Source organism: Neobacillus sp. KR4-4 (assembly GCF_042136325.1).
Lineage (GTDB): Bacteria > Bacillota > Bacilli > Bacillales > Cytobacillaceae > Neobacillus.
The window spans coordinates 91,771-113,563 of the sequence record NZ_JBHHJU010000007.1; the positions used below are offsets into that span (position 1 = coordinate 91,771).

General features: G+C 42.0%; 23 protein-coding genes. 22 read left to right on the plus strand and 1 reads right to left on the minus strand.

The genetic code is table 11. The features are described from left to right. Position 1: 1 nt before the first annotated feature. From ACE198_RS09490 to ACE198_RS09565, 16 genes are all read left to right on the plus strand, one after another. Complete coding sequence (locus tag ACE198_RS09490; RefSeq protein ID WP_375375363.1) at positions 2 to 1,078, plus strand: copper resistance D family protein; 1,077 nt, start codon at positions 2 to 4, stop codon at positions 1,076 to 1,078. 494 nt (positions 1,079 to 1,572) lie between these two features. Further along, complete coding sequence (locus ACE198_RS09495; RefSeq protein WP_375375364.1) at positions 1,573 to 2,376, plus strand: alpha/beta fold hydrolase; 804 nt, start codon at positions 1,573 to 1,575, stop codon at positions 2,374 to 2,376. A 75-nt stretch (positions 2,377 to 2,451) separates the two neighbouring features. Next, positions 2,452 to 3,243, plus strand: a complete 792-nt coding sequence (locus ACE198_RS09500) for an IclR family transcriptional regulator (protein WP_375375365.1) — start codon at positions 2,452 to 2,454, stop codon at positions 3,241 to 3,243. 278 nt (positions 3,244 to 3,521) lie between these two features. Beyond that, positions 3,522 to 4,799, plus strand: coding sequence for an MFS transporter (locus ACE198_RS09505; protein WP_375375366.1), 1,278 nt, complete (start codon positions 3,522 to 3,524; stop codon positions 4,797 to 4,799). Between the two features lie 144 nt (positions 4,800 to 4,943). Beyond that, positions 4,944 to 5,480 (plus strand): cupin domain-containing protein, encoded by a 537-nt coding sequence (locus tag ACE198_RS09510; RefSeq protein WP_375375367.1) that lies wholly within the window; start codon positions 4,944 to 4,946, stop codon positions 5,478 to 5,480. Between the two features lie 117 nt (positions 5,481 to 5,597). Continuing rightward, positions 5,598 to 6,512: a VOC family protein gene (locus tag ACE198_RS09515; protein WP_251461173.1), complete on the plus strand. Its 915-nt coding sequence runs from the start codon at positions 5,598 to 5,600 to the stop codon at positions 6,510 to 6,512. Between the two features lie 19 nt (positions 6,513 to 6,531). Beyond that, positions 6,532 to 7,323 (plus strand): SDR family oxidoreductase, encoded by a 792-nt coding sequence (locus ACE198_RS09520; protein ID WP_375375368.1) that lies wholly within the window; start codon positions 6,532 to 6,534, stop codon positions 7,321 to 7,323. A gap of 9 nt (positions 7,324 to 7,332) precedes the next feature. Next, positions 7,333 to 7,485: a hypothetical protein gene (locus ACE198_RS09525; RefSeq protein WP_375375369.1), complete on the plus strand. Its 153-nt coding sequence runs from the start codon at positions 7,333 to 7,335 to the stop codon at positions 7,483 to 7,485. A 36-nt stretch (positions 7,486 to 7,521) separates the two neighbouring features. Beyond that, positions 7,522 to 9,210: a thiamine pyrophosphate-binding protein gene (locus tag ACE198_RS09530; protein ID WP_375375370.1), complete on the plus strand. Its 1,689-nt coding sequence runs from the start codon at positions 7,522 to 7,524 to the stop codon at positions 9,208 to 9,210. Between the two features lie 12 nt (positions 9,211 to 9,222). Beyond that, on the plus strand, positions 9,223 to 10,668 hold the full coding sequence (locus tag ACE198_RS09535) for an aldehyde dehydrogenase family protein (RefSeq protein ID WP_375375371.1): 1,446 nt from the start codon (positions 9,223 to 9,225) through the stop codon (positions 10,666 to 10,668). A gap of 12 nt (positions 10,669 to 10,680) precedes the next feature. Further along, on the plus strand, positions 10,681 to 11,466 hold the full coding sequence (nadX, locus tag ACE198_RS09540) for an aspartate dehydrogenase (RefSeq protein WP_375375372.1): 786 nt from the start codon (positions 10,681 to 10,683) through the stop codon (positions 11,464 to 11,466). Positions 11,467 to 11,561: 95 nt separating this feature from the next. Continuing rightward, positions 11,562 to 12,866, plus strand: coding sequence for an aromatic ring-hydroxylating oxygenase subunit alpha (locus tag ACE198_RS09545; RefSeq protein ID WP_375375373.1), 1,305 nt, complete (start codon positions 11,562 to 11,564; stop codon positions 12,864 to 12,866). Positions 12,867 to 12,915: 49 nt separating this feature from the next. Then, positions 12,916 to 13,425 (plus strand): aromatic-ring-hydroxylating dioxygenase subunit beta, encoded by a 510-nt coding sequence (locus tag ACE198_RS09550; RefSeq protein ID WP_375375374.1) that lies wholly within the window; start codon positions 12,916 to 12,918, stop codon positions 13,423 to 13,425. A gap of 26 nt (positions 13,426 to 13,451) precedes the next feature. Then, a complete protein-coding gene (locus ACE198_RS09555; protein WP_375375375.1) occupies positions 13,452 to 14,237 on the plus strand; it encodes an SDR family NAD(P)-dependent oxidoreductase in 786 nt (261 codons plus the stop codon). 29 nt (positions 14,238 to 14,266) lie between these two features. Then, the gene (locus tag ACE198_RS09560; protein ID WP_375375376.1) at positions 14,267 to 15,232 is read left to right on the plus strand and encodes a VOC family protein; all 966 of its coding nucleotides are present in this window, start codon (positions 14,267 to 14,269) and stop codon (positions 15,230 to 15,232) included. A 673-nt stretch (positions 15,233 to 15,905) separates the two neighbouring features. Further along, the gene (locus ACE198_RS09565) at positions 15,906 to 16,331 is read left to right on the plus strand and encodes an OsmC family protein (RefSeq protein ID WP_375375377.1); all 426 of its coding nucleotides are present in this window, start codon (positions 15,906 to 15,908) and stop codon (positions 16,329 to 16,331) included. A 53-nt stretch (positions 16,332 to 16,384) separates the two neighbouring features. Here the strand turns inward: ACE198_RS09565 and ACE198_RS09570 are convergent, their stop codons facing one another. Continuing rightward, on the minus strand, positions 16,385 to 16,918 hold the full coding sequence (locus ACE198_RS09570) for an NUDIX hydrolase (protein ID WP_098574063.1): 534 nt from the start codon (positions 16,916 to 16,918) through the stop codon (positions 16,385 to 16,387). Positions 16,919 to 17,065: 147 nt separating this feature from the next. Here ACE198_RS09570 and ACE198_RS09575 point away from each other — a divergent pair, with 147 nt between their 5' ends. The 6 genes from ACE198_RS09575 (at position 17,066) to ACE198_RS09600 (ending at position 21,790) form a co-directional block, all read left to right on the plus strand. Then, entirely contained in the window at positions 17,066 to 17,830 is a 765-nt protein-coding gene (locus ACE198_RS09575; RefSeq protein ID WP_375375378.1) for a hypothetical protein, read from the plus strand. Positions 17,831 to 17,848: 18 nt separating this feature from the next. Continuing rightward, positions 17,849 to 18,328, plus strand: coding sequence for a hypothetical protein (locus tag ACE198_RS09580; RefSeq protein ID WP_375375379.1), 480 nt, complete (start codon positions 17,849 to 17,851; stop codon positions 18,326 to 18,328). A 238-nt stretch (positions 18,329 to 18,566) separates the two neighbouring features. Continuing rightward, complete coding sequence (locus ACE198_RS09585) at positions 18,567 to 18,731, plus strand: Spo0E family sporulation regulatory protein-aspartic acid phosphatase (RefSeq protein ID WP_375375380.1); 165 nt, start codon at positions 18,567 to 18,569, stop codon at positions 18,729 to 18,731. 243 nt (positions 18,732 to 18,974) lie between these two features. After that, on the plus strand, positions 18,975 to 19,616 hold the full coding sequence (locus ACE198_RS09590; RefSeq protein ID WP_375375381.1) for a response regulator: 642 nt from the start codon (positions 18,975 to 18,977) through the stop codon (positions 19,614 to 19,616). A gap of 1 nt (position 19,617) precedes the next feature. Further along, positions 19,618 to 20,724, plus strand: a complete 1,107-nt coding sequence (locus tag ACE198_RS09595) for a sensor histidine kinase (RefSeq protein WP_375375382.1) — start codon at positions 19,618 to 19,620, stop codon at positions 20,722 to 20,724. Between the two features lie 127 nt (positions 20,725 to 20,851). Beyond that, the gene (locus ACE198_RS09600; protein WP_098574077.1) at positions 20,852 to 21,790 is read left to right on the plus strand and encodes an ABC transporter ATP-binding protein; all 939 of its coding nucleotides are present in this window, start codon (positions 20,852 to 20,854) and stop codon (positions 21,788 to 21,790) included. The last annotated feature ends 3 nt before the right edge of the window (positions 21,791 to 21,793 follow it).

Sequence of the window (21,793 nt, forward strand, 5' to 3'; positions counted from 1 at the left end):
AATGGGACTGTTAATTCCTATCGCAGAATTCGGTAATTATTTGTTGTATTCGATTCTTGTTGGACATGTGGCTTTGCGGTTTGTACCTGAATCCAATAAACCAAAAATCAATATTCCAATACCTGTTTTACTGCTTTCCACACTTGGAATTATTATTTTCTCATTAGGACCTGTTGTTCAGACGGTTTCCTATTTTCAAGGTGGAGTGGGTCTTCCTTTAGCCATTAAATCTGTGTTGTTGGACTTCCAAGTAGGAAAAGCATGGATTTTTATTGGGTTTATGGCGACCTTCTTATATCTAGCAATTTTGCTAAAGGGCTCCAAATATGTGCAATCCATTTTGCTGTTCCTGATGATAGTAGCTGTTGGATATTCCAGTCATTCTGCTTCACTGTCATTTTGGCCAGGATTGCTGTCACATAGCACTCATTTTCTAATCATTACATTATGGACAGGGATCCTTATTCAGGTTGCTTGGTTCTCTAAAGAGTGGTCAAATTGGTCTAAATTTTTACGGTGGTTTACGCCTTTTGCCATTTTCTGTATCCTCATCATACTTTTTAGCGGGATTTATCTAATGCTATTTGTAGTTGAACCTAGAGATTATGTTCGAACTTGGGTTTTGCCGTATGGACAAATGCTTCTATTAAAGCATATAAGTATCGTTCCCGTATTGGTTTTTGCCTTAATCAATGGTGTGCTTTCAAGGAAAACAGTAAAACTCCCTGCCTTTAATCCGAAACCGTGGGTAAAAGCAGAAAGTATTATTTTATTGTTCGTTTTCTATTTTACAGCGGTGATGGGAACGCTGTCGCCGCCACATGAGGTTGAATTTACGGTGAAGTCGGAAGGTGCATCAAAGTGGGTAGAATGGTTATTGGGAAAGAATATTCTTTCCACCTTACAGTTGAATTTAGTACCGTCCCTTCAAACGGGACTACTAATCATTGTTTCTATCCTATTTTTGTTCCTGATTATCATTAGTTTTAAAAGGGTAAAGCCTATACTAGGAGTTGTCTTTGGTGTCGGTTTTATCGCAGCATTGTATTTTGGTTTAATTCTGTCTATTGCCATATAAGTACAGTTAGTAAACACTAACAACACAGACGTTAGAAATAGCGAGGGTTTATACCCTTGCTATTTTTGTTATTAATTGCTATTTCATCATTTACGAATTACGATGTAGCAAACCATTTTCGCAGTCTCCGTACGATTTCGTGTAGGTATGAGAAATCATAGGCGGAGAATTTCCGGCTATTGTATAAAGAGGGGGCTTAAAAAGCAGATATAAGCGGAGATATTCCGGTTAACTTCTCTTTATAAGACAAAATCCAAAGATTTGGATAATATAACCGGAAAAACTTCCCTTATTCTTAAGGAAATATAGGTATTTCCCAATTTAGCCGGAAATTTTCCGTTTATTTTCCATATACATTGAAATCACCAGTCAGTTCTAACAGATCCTAACCTTAATTTCAAGAAAATTCAGTTGACTTATTTTTTAGTTGTTTTAATATATAATTATAAAACAGTGTTTTACTTATAAAACAAACTTCGTTTGGAGGGGAAAGCATGCCATTTTTACAAGTAGATGATCTACAGATTCATTATGAAATTGAGGGAGAGGGACCTCCATTAATCATCTTACATGGAATGGGTAACAACTCGCAGTCCTGGAAAAAACAATTACAGGGCTTAGCTAAGCAGTTCACGGTGATTGCCTGGGATGCGCCTGGATACGGGAAAAGTTCAGATCCTGTAGTAGAATTGAAAGAATTTAGTCAGTTTGCGGATGTGTTAAAAGGATTTATTGAAAAATTAAACTATCCATCCGTCACGCTCCTAGGACATTCAATGGGCTCAGCTATTGCGCTCGACTTTTGTTACCGCTTTCCTGAAATGGTAAATGCGTTAATTATTTCAGATGCAACCAGAGGGGCAGCAGCCCTGAGTAAAGAAGAGAATGAACGAAGATTAAACAACCGTCTCCATAATATTGATACTCTAGATCCAAAAGAACTTGCCAAGCTACGTGTACAGGAACTTTTATCACCGCAGCCGGATCCTGAAATACTGAAAGAGGCAGAAAGAATTTATTCGCAAATCAGACCGATGGGCTTCCGCTCTGTCGCCTATTCGCTTTCTTCCCTAAATCAAATGGATATTCTTCCATCGCTCCATGTTCCTACGCTGGTTATTTGCGGAGAATTAGATCGGGTGACACCTGTTAGTGAATCGCAGATATTTCATGAGGGAATTAAGGAATCCACTTTTGTGACGATCCCTGGAACCGGACATTTGTGTTATCAAGAAGACCCTGCTCGTTTTAACGAAATCGTCCGAGACTTTCTAACCACTTTACCGATAAATCAATAAGGGAATATCTTTCTTTGCGTAAATTTTGATAAAATAGTAGTATAAGTAAATTAACAATGAGTTGGTGAATTGCTGATGGCAAAAGAAGAAAAGGACAGATATAATGCCAATTCGCTAGTAAGGGGATTGGAGATTTTAAAGTTATTTAGTGAAGAGCGTCCGACATTATCCTTAGTAGAAATCGCAAAAGAACTGGATGTGAGCCGAACCGTTCCGTTCCGATTATTGTATACACTCCAAACACTTGGCTATCTCGACCAGGATGAACACACGAAACGCTACAGTTTAACTCCAAAAGTGCTTGAATTAGGTTTTGCCTACTTAAGTACATTAAAACTCCCGGAAATTGCGCAGCCTTATTTGGAAAAATTACGGGATGAAACAGGGGCATCTTGTCATTTATCCATTTTGGATGGACAAGAAGTCGTGTATGTTGGCAGTGCACCTGTCCGCGGGGTTTCCGCGGTTAATGTGAATATTGGGTTAAGACTGCCCGCCCATGCGGTCGCCAATGGAAAGGTCCAGCTGGCGTATCAGTCACAAGAAAAACTGAACCAAATATTATTTGGTTCGAATTTAAAACCTTATACGGAGCGAACACAAACCGATTTTATGGATTTTGGACAGGATTTAGCATCAATCCGTGAAAAAGGGTATGCGATTACAAAGGGAGAATTCCACCATGGAATTCAGTCTGTGGCTGCACCTGTTTTTGAGCGGACAGGCAAAGTAATGGCCGCGATTAATTTGGTTGCAACTGAGGCAACGTTCAACCAAGATTTTATTGAGAAAATTGCTGTACCTAAGGTGCTGGAAACTTCCAGAATTCTATCCGGTTTTATGGGCTGCCATACAAAAGTGAACTAGAAAGCTTGTGAACAATCGCAAGCTTTTTTGCTGTATGTTTTACATACAAAACGTATTTTATTTAATAAAACAAATTGCATTATTACTGTTGACACAATTTTCTTAAAACTTTAAAATAAACATAGTAGCAAACCTTGTTTTGTATATGAAACGTTTTCATTGCTGCTGGAAAATATTAAAGGAGGGATAAAAGTCGGGTTGGGACATCGAACTATTGTATAATAAGATCCTGTGGAAGCGTATTCATTGGAATTCAAAACTAAAAGGGGGCACTTTTCTTGCTGAAAACGAATAAACGTTGGATTTATATTGCCATGCCTATTTTCTTTTTTTGGTTTTTTGGACAAATTGATAAATTAGGGATTTCGATTATTCAAACCGATCAAGGTTTCTTAACGGATCTAGGATTAACTGGTGCCGATAAGAACGCAAAAATTGGATTGATTACTTTTATCTTTACGATTTCTTATGCCGTATCCAACATCTTCTGGGGATTTATCATAGATAAGCTTGGGGCAAGGAAGACAGGGATCATCGGTCTCATTGTATGGGCGATTACAATGGTGATTGGCGGGTTATCTACTTCCTATGAGATGTTTATCTTGAGCCGTGTCATTCTTGGTATTGGTGAAGGAATGATGATCCCAATTTGTGGGAAATTTATCTCCAATTGGTTCCACCAGCGCGAACTGGGTCGAGCGCAATCTTCCTGGCTGTCAGGAAACTATTTAGGACCGGCGTGTGGAGCCATTATCTTAACACTTGTGATTGCTACTTTTCATTGGCAAGCCGCCTTTTTTGTTTTAGCAGCGTTTAATATTTTCATTGTTCTTCCTATGTTTATCTTCCTTACACGTGATACACCTGAAGAACATCCACGTTTAGATCCACAGGAATTAGCGTATATTCGTCAGTCAGATTCCAATGCACCAACGAAAAAACAGAACTTTGCTCAGGACTACCGTTATTGGATTGTTTGGTTCGGCATGTTAGTATCATCGTTCTTATTTTTTGGAATTAGTATTTGGCTTCCTACTTATTTAGTTGGTGCGAAAGGATTCTCAAGAGAGGCGATGACTGGAATCACCTCGTTATCTTGGCTCTTCGCCTTGGGATTCGTTCTCCTTTGCGGGTATTTGGCCGATAAAACAAAGCGTCCTAGCTTACTTGCGACGATTCTATTTCTTTTGACAGCCACCTTTTTAACGGCAGCGATTCTTTCTCCGCAGCCAGTGATGGCGGGGGTTTGCATGGGCTTAGCGATGGGAACCCAAGGGGGCGTATTCCATTTAAGTAACTTATTTATGGTTAAATTCTCGACACCTGAAACAGCCGGCCGTGCAGCAGGATTAATGGGTTTCACGAACATTCTAGGCGGGTTTTCCAGCTATATTATGGGCTTTATGGTTGATATCGCTGGCGGGGACTTTGGACCGTCCATTGTGATGTTGATTATCGCAGCGGCGCTCGGATTCGTTGCGTATCTGTTTACATTGAAAAGAGAAGCCTCGGAACTCAAGATTGAGAGTATACCTCCCAATCGGGTGACAATCTAGCATGTTAAACGTTACGTATATAAAACATAGTTTTGAATATTAAATTTTCTCAATATTTTTAATTGACAATTATAATATTGAGATTTATTATTGGTTTATAAGGAAAACAATGTTTTGCATATAAAACATAGAGGAGTGTTGAAAATGTCTGAGGAAAAATTTTCGGTAGAAGCATTTGAGAAAAAATATGTGGCGAGGTTACAAGATCGCACGCTTGATTGGAATGTGTTGAAGTTCCAGGAAGAAATTGATCCAGCTTATCGTCGGGCACAAATGAGATATATCGGCCGTGGTGCCACAGCAAATAATGATTCAAATGTGATTGCGGCTGAACACTTTACCTTAAGCACGATGGTTTTACCTGCAGGTTGTATGGGCCCGCTTCATTTACATGATGATGTGGAAGAAGTTTTCTTTGTCATCAAAGGCAGTGTAACGGCTCTTATCCAAGAAGAGGGCGAAAGTGAAGTCCATGAAATTGTCTTAAATGAAAGGGATTGTATCAGCTCCCCGCCAGGCGTCTACCGCGGTCTCCGCAATGATACGGAAGAAGAGGCATTAATGCTTGTCATGTTAGGTGCAGTCAAGCCGAATTTACCGACCTATCCAAAAGGCAGTGCGTTAGAAGAACTTCGTATTCAGCGGGCAAAGGAAAGAGAAGCAATTATTAACGGAAAGTAATTTGACAATTAGGCAGATGTTTAAGGGAAATGTACTCCCTGATTACTTTGTTGACAGGGATGGTCCGCTTACTTTTTAACGGGATCATCCCTGTTTTTAAAAATTGGAGGTGGCGAGATGTTAGGGATTACTCATTTACGGCATATCAGCTTAATTACCCCTGTTCTCCAGGAACAAGCTGATTTTTATGAAAAAATATGGGGCCTAGATAAAGTGGCGCAAGATGAACATTCGGTTTATTTTCGCGGCGCTGGCCCTGAAAACCATATATTAAGCTTGCATGCCGGTGAGAAAAGAGGACTGCACCATATCGCGTTTGGAATGGTCGATAAAAATGCTGTCGATCGCGCAGCGGAAATCCTTGCTTCAAAAGGTGTCAAGATTGTTTCCCCGCCAGGATATTTAGACGAAGAAGGAAAAGGATATGGCTTGCGCTTTGTCGATCCAGAAAATCGCTGCATTGAATTATCCGCCTGGGTTGAAATTCATACGTCGATTTGGAACAAGAAAAACGTCGATCCGGTCAAACTGAACCATGTCGTAATGAACACGAAAGACCTGGATATGATTACGGATTTTTATACGAACGTCTTAGGGTTTAAGGTGACGGACTGGAGTGAGCACCAAATGTCCTTCTTGCGCTGTAACCGAAAACACCACTCGATTGCTTTTAATCAGGATGCTCACGCCTCTGTGAACCATATCGCCTATGAAGTCGATACCGTCGACGAGGTCATGAGAGGAATCAGTAATGTAAGAAAAGCAGGCTATCAAGAGATTTGGGGCCCAGGCCGCCATGGTCCTGGAAACAATGTATTTTGTTATTTTCAAGATCCCGGGAAGTTTGTGATGGAGTATACCTGTTACTTAGAAACGATTGAAGATGAGTCTGAATGGAGAGCACGTGTCTGGAAGCGGGTACCACATCTAATGGACCAATGGGGCATTGCCGGACCGCCAAAACCGGAAACAAGAGCGGCGATGGGCGGAGTACCGGATCCTGGATGGGTCGATGTAAAAACATTGGTATAGCTAAAAAAGGGGTGTCATGATGGATTTAGGATTAAAGGGTAAGGTAGCGGTCATTATGGGAGGAACCTCTGGAGTTGGCTTAAAAACAGCAGAGATGTTTCTTCAGGAAGGGGCCAGCGTCGCGGTTTGCGGCAGAAATAGTGAGCGCAAAGACCAAGCATATGATCATCTCACAAAGTTTGGAACAGCAACCTCCATTTTTGCCGCAACCTGTGACGTCACCAATAAAGAGGAAGTCAACGAATTTATCAGCGGTGCAGCAGACTATTTTGGCGGAATTGATATTCTTGTCAATGCAGCCGGACAAAGTGTGATGGGACATTTCTTTGATGTTACCGATGAACAATGGCAGCAGCAAATCCAGTTGAAATACTTTGCGATTATTTATGCGGTGAAGGCCGTTCATCCTTATTTGGTTCAAAGGGGCGGCGGCCGCATTGTTAATATTAATGCAACCTTAGCAAAAGAGCCGGAAAGACATATGATTGCCACGGCGGCAACGAGAGCAGGCTTATTAAATTTAAGCAAGACATTATCGCAAGAACTTGCGTCCGATAATATTTTAGTCAACTCCGTCAGCTTAGGCTTAATTCGAACCGATCAATGGGAACGTAGAAGATTGAAAAATGCTCCGGATATGAACGCTGAAGACTATTATGCAGACTTAGCCAAAAAGCGAAATATCCCTCTAGGCAGAGTAGGAGAAGCAGAAGAAGTAGCCAGTGTAATCTTATTTTTGGCCTCAAATAAAGCAAGCTATGTATCAGGTTCAACCATTGAAACAGCAGGAGCGCTCGGGAAAGCGCTTTAATTAAATGCAATGTTAAAACTCATTGTTGATAGGAGCGGAAGGCGCTGTGCTCCTGCGGGAGTACGGGGCAGGGGAGACCCCGCAGGAGCACAGCGACGAGGAGGCTCGCCGGCACGCCTGCGGAAAGCGAAGCGCCTGGAGTGGAAATCAACAATCTATTAACATAGATAAAATCATAGATAAAGGCAGGAATGAATAATGAGTGAAGATAAGCAATTAGAATTTACAACAGCTGACGCAGTGGTCCAAGAACTTATTCGTGCTGGTGTAGAGGTAGCGTTTGGAATTGTGAGTATCCACAATATGCCGATTTACGATGCAATTCTCCGTGAAGGAAGTATTCATTTAGTTTGTTCCCGCGGGGAAAGTGGAGCAGCCAATATGGCGGATGGCTATGCAAGAGCAACAGGGAAATTGGGCGTCGTGATTACGAGTACGGGAACAGGGGCCGGAAATGCAGCCGGTTCGCTAATTGAAGCATGGGCCGCAGGCGTACCGGTTCTTCATCTGACCGGCGAGGTGGCCTCCCCTTACTTAGGAACGGGCAGAGGCTATATTCACGAATGTAAAGACCAGTTATCGATGATGGAAGGCGCTTGTAAAAAGGCCGTACGATTACGAAAACCTGAGCAAGCAGGAGCCGTCGTTAGACAAGCGATCCAAGAGGCATTGGCTTATCCAGCAGGACCTGTAACACTTGAAATCCCCATTGATTTTCAATCGGCGATTATTCCTAATCATTCGATTGAGGAAATCAGCGTAATTGCTCCAACCAATCAAACCATCCCAACCTTACCTGAAGAGGTAGTAAGCAAAATGAGTCATGCTCGCCGTCCGGTCATTTGGGCAGGAGGAGGGGTGATTACTTCTGGTGCATCGAAAGAGGTGACAGCGCTTGCCGAAAAGATTGGGGCAGCCGTGATCACCAGCCAATCAGGTAAAGGAAGTATACCTGAAGATCATCCCCAATGTATCGGCCACTTTGCTGCGAATGAATTAACGAAAAACTTGCTGAAAGATGCTGATTTGTTGATCAGTATTGGCGTGAGATTTAGAGGAAATGAAACAGCGAACTGGAAAGTCCCTGCTCCAAAAGAACATATCGCGATTGATGCATCCTTCCAGGCAATGAACCGAAACTATGAAACTAGTTATGGACTTGTCGGCGATGCCAAACTCATTTTACAAGGATTAAATCAGGCATTAACTCAAACTTCAGTGCTTCCGGATCCAGCTTATTTGGATGAAGTGCAGTCCGTTCGCGAAGAATTGCGGACCCAGTTACGAGCGACACTTGGTCCTTATGAGCAAATCCTCGATGGCATGCGAAAAGTATTGCCTAAAAACACCATTTTAGTCCGGGATGTAACCGTTCAGGCAAATGTATGGGGAAGCCGGTTATTTGAAATCTATGAGCCAAGAACATCGATTCACGCATCAGGCGGGGGAATTGGTCAAGGGCTGCCAACGGCAATTGGTGCGCAAATGGCCAATAAAGATCAGTCTGTTGTGTTAATGGCAGGAGATGGCGGATTTATGGTTAATGTCGGTGAAATGGCCACCGCTGCCCAAGAGAAACTGCCGTTGATTGTCGTGTTATTTGATGATGCTGGGTATGGCGTGCTCCGAAATATTCAAGATGCGGCATATGGCCGTCAGGTAGCGGTTGATTTAATGAGTCCTGACTTTGTGTTATTAGCGCAATCAATGGGATTTGACGCCGCGCGAATTTCTTCAGCTGCAGAATTTGTCACAGAACTGGAAAAGGCCGTCGCAAGTAAAAAGCCTAACATGATTGTGGTCGATATGGAAGCGGTCGGACCGATGGCAAAACCATTTGGAGGTCCTCCTGGGGCAGCCGATGCTTTTAAACCGAAAAAGTTGTAGGGAGGAATAAACGTGATTTCAACACATCCATATGTTTCAGGAAAATACTTAATTGGCGGTCAGTGGATCCAAGCTGAAAAAACAGCAAAAGTCATCAATCCGGCACAGACGAGTGAAGTGGTCGGCGAAGTGGCACTATGTTCAAAAGCGGATGTAGAAGAAGCAGTGGGAACCGCAGCGAAAGCCTATGAAAGCTGGTCGCAAAGTGAGATTGAAGACCGGGCCAACCAGATGAGGCTTGCAGCGGAAGAGATTAAGGCCATCGTGGAAGAGAATGTTAGTTTACTAGTTCGCGAGAATGGCAAGGTACTTGTTGAAGCGAAGAAAGATTTGCTGCGTTGTGTCGATATCATGAAACAAGGAGCAGACGAACTTCTTGAATGGTGGAAGCCGGAGAGCCTGCCAGGGAGTCAAAAGGTGCAGATCCGCAAGCGTCCACGCGGGGTAGCAGCAATTATCTCTCCGTGGAACTCCCCGCTGATTCTTACCTTTAAGCGAGTTATTCCTGCGGTGCTGGCAGGAAATACCGTCGTGGTGAAGCCCGCAACGAGTTGCCCTTTAACGATTATGACGTTTTTAAAAGTGGTCGCTTCCTATTTTCCTGCTGGGGTCATTAATATCGTGACAGGTTCAGGCGGTGTGATTGGGGATGCACTTTGTTCCGACCCGCGGGTGCGCACGATTGCATTCGTTGGCAGTACCGAAACGGGCAAAGAAATTATGCGCGCTGCTGCCGGGACCGTCAAAAAATTATATATGGAACTGGGCGGGAATGATGCAGCGATTCTTCTTGCTGATGCGAATTTAGATGATGAAGCGGTGAAGCGTCTTCGGTTTGGTGTTCTCCGTGCGGCAGGGCAAGTGTGCTCCGCCATTAAAAGGATCTATGTGCACGAATCACGTTATAAAGAGGTCGTTGAAAAATTAACGAAGGAATTCAGCCACATTCGAGTGGGCAATGGGATTCAACCGGATGTCGAAATGGGTCCATTAAATAACAAGTCCCAATATGACTATGTAAACGGCTTGATTAATCGGGCTGCTGATGCAGGAGCAAATGTGATTACGGGCGGAATTCAGCTCGACCCGGAATCGTGGGAACAAGGTTATTTTATTGCACCGACGATTATTACTGGAGCAGCGCAATCCAGTGAAATTGTGCGTGCGGAACAATTTGGTCCGGTGATTCCGATTTTACCGTTCTCAGATGTGGATGAGGTCGTACGACTAGCTAATGACAGTGAATTTGGTTTAAGGGCGTCTGTTTGGACAGAGGATGAAGCATTGGCCGTGAAGTTAGCGGACCGGTTGGAAGCAGGGGCTGTTTTTCATAATAATCATACGGTTTTCCAAGACCTTCATCTTGATTTCCCTGGATTAAAGGAAAGTGGTCTTTCTCGTGAAACAAGGCATTGCGGGCTCGAATATTTCGCAGATTCATATGGTTTGGCTAACTAAGGGGGAGTCGGGATGAGAATAGGGTTAATTGGGGGAGGAAATATTGGCAAGTTCCTTCTTCAACGCATCAATATCGAAGGACTTCTTCCGGATGGTAAAATTGTCGGCCTCTATACAAGAAATAATCAAACGGCAGAGCAGCTTGCTGCTGAGTTTGATACAGCAAATTATCAGGATGTTCAACGGTTAATCGAAGATCCTGCGATTGACGTAGTAATTGAAGCTGCGACCATTGAAGTGGTGAAAGACCATGCGGCTTCCATTCTGGCAAAGGGAAAAGATTTAGTGTTAAGCAGTGTGGGTGCCCTGGCCGATGTGGATTTTTATAGGGAACTTGAAGGAATCTGTCAAGCAAGCGGCACGAGAATCCATTTACCTGCAGGGGCCATCGGAGGCTTGGATGTCTTGAAAGCAGCTAAATCGATCGGCGAACTAGAATCGGTTTCGATTATTACAAGGAAACCGCCGCAAGCATTGCCTGGAGCACCTGCTGACCGAGAACAAGTGATGTTCGAAGGCTCGGCAAATGAAGCAATTGAATTATTCCCGAAGAATATTAATGTATCGATTATTTTGTCTTTGGCGGGGCTGGGTCCAGAACAAACTGGTGTGAAAATTATCTCTGATCCAACCGTGAGGAAAAATAGTCATTCCATTGAGGCAACAGGATCTTTCGGAAAACTATCACTACAAGTGGAAAATGATCCAATGCCGAATAATCCGAAGACAAGTTACTTGGCTGCGCTGAGTGTGTTGTCTGTTTTGAAAAATAAAGATGCGGTTGTTAAAGTGGGATAATGATAAAATAATTTTATAATAGTAAAAAAACAGGGGGAACCCGAAGAGTTGATCTCATTCTCCTGTGAATATGAGAAAAATTGGGGGATAGGCCTATGATTAAAACGAACATCAATCTTGAAGAAATGTCGCAAAAAGAAGCCATTGAATACTTAATCGAATCCGTTCGACCAGAAGAGGGCTCCATTCCTGCCTCGCTTTTAGGCGACCCAAAGATTTATGACATTGAACATAAGAAGGTATTTTTAAAAACCTGGTTGTTTATTGGTCATGAATCAGAAATCCCCAATAAAAATGATTTCATTACGAGAGATGTAGCGGGTTATTCTGTCATTCTTACACGCGGTGCTGATGGTGAAATTCGCGGCCTCTATAATATGTGTACCCATCGCGGTATGAAGCTTTGCCGTGCGGATGCCGGTAATAAATCTTCCTTTACCTGTCCATATCATGGCTTTAATTTTAAAAACAATGGCGATTGTGTCGGCGTTCCGCTCCAAAAGGATATTTACGGTGAAGGCTTTGATAAATCGGGTTTAGGGCTTCATAAAGTCAGAATCGAAACCTACAAAGGCCTGATCTTTGGTACATGGAATGACGAGGCAGAATCATTAGAAGATTTTCTAGGTGATTTTAAATGGTATCTTGATATTTTAGTGGGACGTGCCGAAATGGAAGTGGTCGGGCCGCCGCAACGGTTTATTATTCAATCAAACTGGAAAATTGGTGCCGACAATTTTGTCGGTGATTCCTACCATACGATGGTGACGCATGGGTCGATTGTTAAATTGGGAATGGTTCCAAGTGCGACCTATTCCAAAAAAGGGTATCAAATCCATACAAGCCATGGACATGGTTTAAATCTTGGGACACCAAATCCGGATTTTGCTTTCCCTGAAGAGCTGAAAGATGAATATAAATCCAATTTAACCGAAGAACAATTTGACGTCTTGTCCAATTTAAAAAATATGATTGGAAATACTTTTCCGAATCTCTCCTTCTTAATTTCTCATACAAAGGTAAAGGGCCAGTTGATCTCGAATACTTCGGTTCGTCTCTGGAGGCCGGTGGGTGTCGACAAAATGGAGGTCATTACTTGGTTTTTAGTTGAGAAAAATGCATCACTTGATTGGAAAAAGCGTTCTCGTGAGTCGTTTATATTAACCTTCAGTCCGTCTGGTATCTTTGAACAGGATGATACCGAGGTATTTACGGATATTACCGCGGCTGCCACTGGGACAATGCCTTTAGTGAAACAATTGACCTTTAATTATACGATGGGGTTACATCGTCAACCTGTCGGAGATTTTGTAGGACCTGGTGTGGTTTTTGATGATAAATTCACGGAGGCCAATCAACGGAACTTTTATCGTTACTGGCTCGATCTAATGACGACCTGATGTATGAGGGCCTTTTTGAAATACGTATGAAAGATGGGAGGAGTCATGTATGAGTTTAGAGAAAATGCTGGCAACTTATGAATTTGAACAATGGCTGTATGAAGAGGCAAAGTTCCTTGATGATATTGATTTTGATGGCTGGTTTAACATGCTGCATCCAGCTATCTCCTATCAAATGCCGGTTCGGGTCAATAAGGAAGGGACCCTGCGCCCCGATTATTCTTTAGATATGTTTGCGTTTGATGATGATATTGAATTATTGAAAATTCGCGTTGACCGTTTAAAAACCGATTACGCTTGGGCTGAGATACCGCCGTCGCGGACACGGAGGTCTGTCAATAACGTGCGTCTCATCGAGTACGTTCCGAATGAAAAGGCAGTCGTCCACAGTTATTTAACCATCTACCGCAGCCGCAGTACGGATATCCATCATGATTTAATTTCAGGGGAGCGTCAAGATGAGTTTACCTATGTGGATGGAGAATGGAAGCTTTCTAAGCGAGTATTCATTGTAGATCAAACGACATTAAATACTAGGAATCTGGCTATTTTTGTATAGTAGCTAAAGTAGAAAGGAGCACCATGATGGCTCAACTCACAGGAAAATCAGTCTATTTGACCGGAGGTGCCTCCGGGATTGGAAAAGCTGTCACTGAGGCATTTGTGAAAGAAGGTGCGGTTGTCACCATTCTTGATCGGTCACTAGCCGGACTAAATGAGCTCAAACAGCAATTTGGAGAACAGGTTCAATGTATTGAAGGTGACGTGACCGTCTATGAAGACCATGTGCGAGCCGTACAAACAGCAGTTGAAACCTATGGAAAATTAGATGTGTTTGTGGCGAATGCCGGTGTATTCGATGGATTCGCCAAATTTGAAAATGTCACTCCGGAAGCGATGTCTGCGGCCTATGACCTCCTATTTACGATCAATGTGAAGGGATATTTCAATGGGGCAAAAGCGGCCACTGCGGAGCTGAAGAAAACAGCCGGGAACATGATTTTCACCGTTTCTGGGGCCGGTTTTTATCCAGATGGGGGCGGTGTTTGGTATACGGCGAGCAAGCATGCCCAAATTGGGTTAATGCGACAACTTGCGTTTGAATTAGCACCCGACATTCGAGTCAATGCGGTCGCGCCTGGAGGAACGTTAACCGCGCTTCATGTCATTCCGCCGCTGCAGCCTTTTGTAAAAACCGTCGATAATGAGACAAAAGAGAAGAGTATAAAGAAACGGAATCCACTCCAAATTGCGATGCAATCGGAAGATCATGTCGGATCCTATCTCCTGCTCGCTTCCGATCAGGCCCGCGCAATTACAGGTGAAGTGATTTCAAGTGATGGAGGCTTGGCCGTTCGCGGACTAGGTTGATATTAGCATGAAAAACTGGGGGAATATAAATGACCGAAAAATCATTAACAGAATTAAAGCCGTTAGCTGGAAATAACGTCATTAATCAAATTGCATTCGTTGTTCGTGATATAGAGCAGGCTTCCGAAGCATTTGCGAAACTTCTGGGGATCCCGACACCGAAGTGGTTTCTAACAGGCGACCGTGATGTTTCTAAAGTGGTCTTTCGCGGTCAGCCAACCGATTCCCGTAGTAAACTCGTGTTCTTAAACACACCAACCGTACAGATCGAATTGATTGAACCTGACTTGGAACCTGGTACGATGCGCGATTTTTTAGATACGGTGGGGGAAGGTATCCATCATATTGCTTTTGATGTGGACTCTATTAAAGAGAAGCTGCCTGTTTTTGCAGAGAACGGATTTCCGTTGCTGCAAAGCGGGGAATTTACATCTAGTGATGGAAGATATGTATATGTGGATACGTTAAATAGTCATAAGACACTCATGGAGCTACTAGAAAGTGCTGAGCCGAGAGATACGGCACCTGCTGCAGATGTATTCACTCCTTTGTTAGGAACCAATAAAGTCGAGCAGCTGGCCATTGTTGTGAGAGATTTGGACGCTGCAGCTGAAGCGTACTGCAAGTTACTAGATGTCGAAAAGCCACCCGTGATTCAATCTGGACCAAGTGAGCTTACACAGGTTACTTTTGAAGGAAAGCCAACGGAGGCTGACTCCAAATACATGTTTATCAATACCCCATTACTTCAACTAGAATTAATCGAGCCGGGTGATTCACCAAGCACGTGGAAAAAGCACCTTGAAACATATGGCGAAGGAGTTCACCATATTTCCTTCGTGGTCGATGACATGGAGGAAAAGATGAGATTACTAGAGGACATGGGCTATCCCGTCATTCAGAGAGGAAACTTCTGGAATGGGAAAGGTAGATATGCCTACATGGACACGACATCTACATATAAAGTAATCATAGAATTACTTGAGAGATTTTAATTTCAACAATTGCAAGAAAAGCCCTAATCGTGACCGATAAGGGCTTTTTTTCATGGAAACGGTCATGAATAACGGCTAATCGTTCCCGTCGATGGCTTTTTACAATGCAAACGGTCACGAATAACTACTAATCTTTCCAAAAAAAGCTGAAAATTCGCTCTTTATTATTGACGTTGATAATCATTTTCAATTATTATTTATATTAGGTATTGATAATGATTATCAATTAAGGTCTGCGATTGATAATGAGTAAAGCACAAAGTGTAAAGTCTATATGAAGTTATTGGAGTTAACGATCTTTTTTAAATTATCCTGAATGGCATTAAGGAAATTTGCTGAAAGTAGGTATCATCGTGTTTGTTTGTAAAAAACATGTAAGGGAAGCACTCAAAGGACTGGAAGTTCCTCATGTTGTTAAAGTTGATAATTATCATTGCACCTGCTCATTTTGTCATAAAGAAGCAAATCTAAGAATCTTTTATTCAATTCCTTTCTTTCAAACATCTAGTAAGAAAAAACAAATAATAGTTGGAAAATGAACTAGATTACTAGTGATATGACTTGAATGTATTCGTAAAATAACTAATCAAAACTACTAATCGTTCACCATGAAAAAATGTAAAATAAGGAAGTGATTCATGGGTAAAAATAAATGAATGAAAGGGGGATGTGTATGGATTTATCAATAAACTGGAAAGGGAAAATGGCATTTTCGGGGGTCACCCCCACCGGGCATGAATTTATTATGGATGCGGCACCAGAAGTGGGCGGGGAGAATTCCGGTCCAAGACCAACGGAGCTGCTGCTAGAGGCGGTTGCCGGCTGTACGGGGATTGATATTATCTCGATCTTGAACAAAATGCGTCTTGAGCCATCCGCATTTCAAATGGATGTAAAAGGAGAGCGTGCCGAGGAGCATCCGAAGCGCTTTACGACGATTAATATTCATTATGCGTTAGACGGAGAGCTGCCTGAAGATAAAGTGGTCCGGGCGATACAATTGTCGAAAGACAAATACTGCTCCGTCTCCCATTCCTTGAATGCAGAGATCACCGTCAGCTATTCGATCAATGGGGTTAAAGGGGAAAAAGCGATATAACATCAATAAGAAGTAACGGCAATGGGTTGTTACTTCTTATTGATGATCATTAATTACCGATTATCGGTAATCAACATATATCTTAATACCGCAGCAAGTCCAGCGCCATGCTTGAATTCGCCTTTTTCAATTAAAGTCTTCACTTCGTGCATCGTCAATTTATGTAATTCGATTTGTTCGCTGCTTTCCAGTCGTTGCTCGACAGCGTGAAGGCCGGTAGCTGCGAATAAATAAATTTCCTCGCTGGTAGAGCCAGGTGACGGATAAAAACTGCCTAAATCGAGCCAATAGTCAGCTGTATTGCCAGTCTCTTCTTCCAATTCTCTTTTCGCCGTATCGATGGGAGCATCGCTTTCGTTGTCAATCATTCCCGCGGGCAGTTCCCATTCCCAGCTTTTAATCGCATGACGGTATTGTTTTAAACAAATGATTTCCTTATCCGCTGTGATGGGGAGGATACAGACGCCCTTTGCAAAATCTAAATAGGAAAAGTTCCTTTCCTCCCCGTTTGGGACAATGACCTTTTCAATCACTACCCCAAAACGATCCACTTGTTCTTTCCTTGAACTATTAATCTTCCAAACCATCTTCCTTCATCCCAACCTTTCATGAACATAAACCTATTGTACACTCTTTTTGGAAATTGGCTAATTCTAGCTGGGTATGGATATTTATGACATTATTTGTAAACACTAGCTGAGACATATGTTTTTTGAAGGGGGAAAGGACAACAAGTGAATCAAATACCTCCGTTTCGAAGGCAGCGATCATATCTTTCCCAATTTACAACGGGACAATTGCATTTAAAGAATCCTTGGATTGCCGCATTCTTTTCTTTCTCATATCCCGGGTTTGGTCATATCATGCTGCATCGCTACATGGCTGGCTATATTCTTATTCTTTGGGAGACTTTCATAAACGAAAAAGCGAAAGTGAACCTTGGCATTTTATATACGTTAATAGGTGAATTTGAAAAGGCAAAAGATGTTCTGGATAATCGGTGGTTAATTCTGTATCTGGCGATTTACATGTTTGGTATTTGGGATAGCTATCGGACAACCATTGATCTCAATAAGCAGTATGTCTTGGCCGACCGCGAGGACGCGCCTATCTTAAACATAAAAATGGGAACATGGGACACGAACTTTTTAGATAAACGAAAACCTATCAATGCGTTGATCTGGTCCACTTTATTTCCTGGTCTTGGTCATCTATATCTCCATCATGTTATTACGGGGTTCTTTATTTTTGTTTATGCCGTGGCAATCACGTATTTGGGGCATATTCCACATGCCATCCATGCCTCGATGACTGGAAATTTTGCGCATGCCAAAGAAATATTAGATATGCAATGGGCTTTGTATTTTCCTTCGATTTACTTTTTCATTATTTATGATTCTTATGCGTCTGCCATTGAGCACAACAAATTGTGTGAAAAAGAAATGTCAAAATTTCTACGGCAAAGATATCAAAGTAAAGACTTTATTTTTCCTCTATAGAAAGTGAGTGTTAATCAGGTGTATGTCATAGCCACTTTCGAGAATTCCTTATTTATTGAGTTAGCTATCTCTGCGATCGAACAAAAGGGGATACCTAAAGAAAAGATTCTCGCTGCCCCGCTTGATAAACGTTCGGAGCCAAGGCAGTTATTTGATACGATCCACCGAGCGGATGGTTTGAGTTTGTTTGACGGTGCTGCGATGCTGGGAACTTGTTTTATGCTGCTCGGTGCGATTTACGGATATGTTCTAAAATGGGGGCCGATTATTTGGGGAATTATTGGTGCGGTCAGCGGGTTACTTTTGGGCTTTTTCATTAAAATACTCCTTGTCAAAAATAAACAGCGAGGAGGAAAAGGCATCACAGCGGAAATTGTTTTAATCATTCGATGTGAAGAGCATCAATGGGAAACCATTGAAAAGATTTTATGGGATCATACGGCTCTTGGAATAACAAGAATACATAATGGGATTAGCCCTATACTTACCCAAAGTTAAGGAGCAAAAACACAGATTTTTTACTTATTCTCGATTATTTGTCAAGAATGTGAACTTTTTTGCACAAAGTTACCAAGTTTTCGGCATATTCCGAGGAACAATTTAGGAGTAGGTGTCATAAACAACGTGATGATAGTTAATAATGTCGATATTTGATGACGAAAACTAGTTACTTGTAGGCGCTTTCAATTGATAAACTTTTAAGTACATAGTTCATATATTAAGGAGTTTAGTGATGATGAATAACGATGATCTTTTTGTACAAATCGAAAATTTGAGAAATAAAATGATAGGAGTGGGGCTATCGGAAGGTTTAAATTCAGTGGAAACTGTAAAGCTAAGCGAAAGACTTGATAAGTTAATTAACTTACAAATGGGGTTATTTACGAAGATTTCTGCTTGAGTAATTATTTTGGGTTTAGCTAATACTATGAAAGCAACTAGAATCATAATCATATCCCAGTAAAAAAAGCGTACAAGTCCTCTCTGTTGGGATCTTGTACGCTTTTTTTACTTAGATCTACTAATGCGGGCAGCCTCTATAAGATAAGGCTGCAAGAATTTAATGTCTAATCCTATTCAATCATGATCTTATTTCTTGCTATAATAGGTAAATGATGTAAATGGGGGAGGGGGTTGTTAACGTATGAAAATAAAGGTCATCATCGCAGATGATAACTCCTTTATTCGGGAAGGCCTGAAAATTATTTTATCTACATACGAAGAATTTACCGTGCTCGACACCGTGAGTGATGGAAAAGAGGCAGTCGATTACTGTCTCGCCCATGAAGTCGATCTTGCCTTGCTTGATGTTCGCATGCCCAATATGAACGGAGTGGAAGCAACGAAGCTGATTGCCGAGCAAACAAGCACTAAGCCGATTATTTTAACGACCTTTGATGATGATGAATATATTCTTGATGCCATTAAAAATGGGGCAAAAGGCTATTTGTTAAAAAATAATGATCCGGAACAAATCCGGGATGCAATGAAGAGTGTGTTTCACGGAAACAGCATTCTTCAGGATGTCATTTTTGAAAAAATAAAATCCAATTTGTCTCCGGTCAATAATGGAGCTGAAACAAAGATTGACCTCACCCAGTTTACCGAGCGGGAACGGGATATCCTCTCATTAATTGCGAAGGGATATTCCAATAAAGCCATCTCCAAGGAATTATTTATCTCAGAAGGGACAGTCGCGAATTACATCACGTCGATTTTAGGAAAGACGGGTCTAGAGCACCGCACTCAAATCGCGATTTACTACCTCACCGGGAAAATCGATTAAGATGGAAATGTGGATAATTATTACGAAGATGATTTTGCTTGTATATATCGCGATTCAATGTGCACAGGTCAATGTCAGCCATATATCCTGGGTGGTTCTTGCGTTTTTGGTTTATTTTTGCGCCAATATCACACTCTATCTTTTTAAAAGTCATACCGTTAAAAAGGTTCTGCATGTCCTGTCCATTGGTATTTTGACAGTGGCTTATCTAATCGTAAATCCATTGTTTTATTTGCTGTTGCCACTTACGATTATCGAGCTGGCGGCCAGTTTTATCGATAAGAAAGTTGCGGTTTTATTGTTATCATTGCTTCCCATCCTCTATATGAAAGCGTGGCTGCAGCCTATTTATGGCTTAGCCGCTTGCCTTTCATTTATGATTTTTTCAATTACGTCCATTTATGGAGAGAAACTAGAGAAAAATGAAGTGCAAAAAGATGAGATGCGAAAGCAGCTCCAGAAACTTACCAAACATATTCATGAAAATAGCGAATACATCCGCCAGTCAGAATACACCTTTAAATTGGAGGAGCGCAATCGAATTTCACAAGAAATCCATGATAAAATTGGCCACTCGATGACGGGTGCTCTTTTTCAAATGGAAGCGGCAAAACGGCTGGTGGAAACAGATCAACATAAAGCCACCGAGCTCCTCCAAAATGCCATCAATATTTCAAAAGAGGGGATTGAAAACATCCGCCTGACCTTAAAAAATATGAAACCGCCGACAGAACAGGTGGGGATTCACCGCTTAAAGTTGCTGGTAGATGATTTCAATGCCAAACAGACAATCAAAACGGTCCTTACCCATGAAGGCAATCTCGATATCATCGCACCGATTCATTGGAAAATCATCCATGAAAATGTCACGGAGGCACTGACAAATGCGATGAAATATTCTTATGCCACGCAAGTATCGGTCAATCTAAAGATCCTAAATAAAATGATTCGAGTCGAAGTGAAGGATAATGGAGCGGGAACGGAGATGATCAAAAAAGGTTTAGGCATTATTGGGATGGAAGAGCGGACGGCTGCCGTCAATGGAAAGATCATCGTCGATAGCACGAATGGTTTTTCCGTCACCACTCTTCTTCCGTTGGGCACATGAGAATCACATGAACATCTCACGCTGAAAATATGAATATTCTCATATGAAAAGAATGAACGATTGCACTTATGCGCGTTCATTCTTTTTCTATATACTGGAAGCAGACAAACGAATTAGGGGTGAGAGGATGAATGTTTTAGAAATTAAGAATTTAACGAAAAAATTCGCTGACTTTATTGCAGTTGATAATATGAGTTTATCTGTGGCCGAAGGTGAAATCTTTGGTTTTCTTGGTGCCAATGGAGCTGGGAAAAGTACGACGATTAATATGATTGCGGGCCTGCTCCGCAGCAATGAAGGGACGATTAACATACTAGGTAAAAATAGTGCCAAATACAGCCGCTTGGCCAAAATGAATATTGGCATGGTTCCACAGGATCTCGCTATTTATGAGGATATGACCGCATATGAAAATGTGAAATTCTTTGCGGGACTTTACGGCCTGCGTGGTGCTGAACTCAATGATCGAGTCGAGGAGGCCCTGGAATTTGTTGGTCTCCAGGATAAGCATAAAAGCTATCCGAAGAGTTTTTCGGGCGGGATGAAACGGCGCCTCAATATCGCCTGTGCGATTGCCCACCGTCCGAAGCTGATCATTATGGATGAACCAACGGTCGGGATTGACCCCCAATCCAGGAACTATATTCTAACCTCGGTCCGTAAGTTAAACGAAATGGGCTGTACCATCATTTACACGAGCCACTATATGGAAGAAGTCGAAGAGATTTGCTCGCGGATTGCGATTATTGATCATGGAAAAATCATTGCCGAAGGAACGAAGGAGCAGCTGAAATCGATTATTACCAATACGAAGGACGTTTGGATTGAGGTCAAATCGACGGAAAAAGTGGACCTAGCGGCGATTAAAAGCATTCATGGTGTCGAAGCTGTTTCCGTGGATGAACACATGATTAAAATTAACTCCGATACCGGGGTCAATAACCTAAACAAAATCATTGAACACTTTATGAGCAGCCACATGGAAATCCGCTCCTTACAAGAAAAAGCTCCAAACTTGGAGACGGTATTTTTAACATTAACGGGCAGAAATTTGCGTGACCAATAAGGG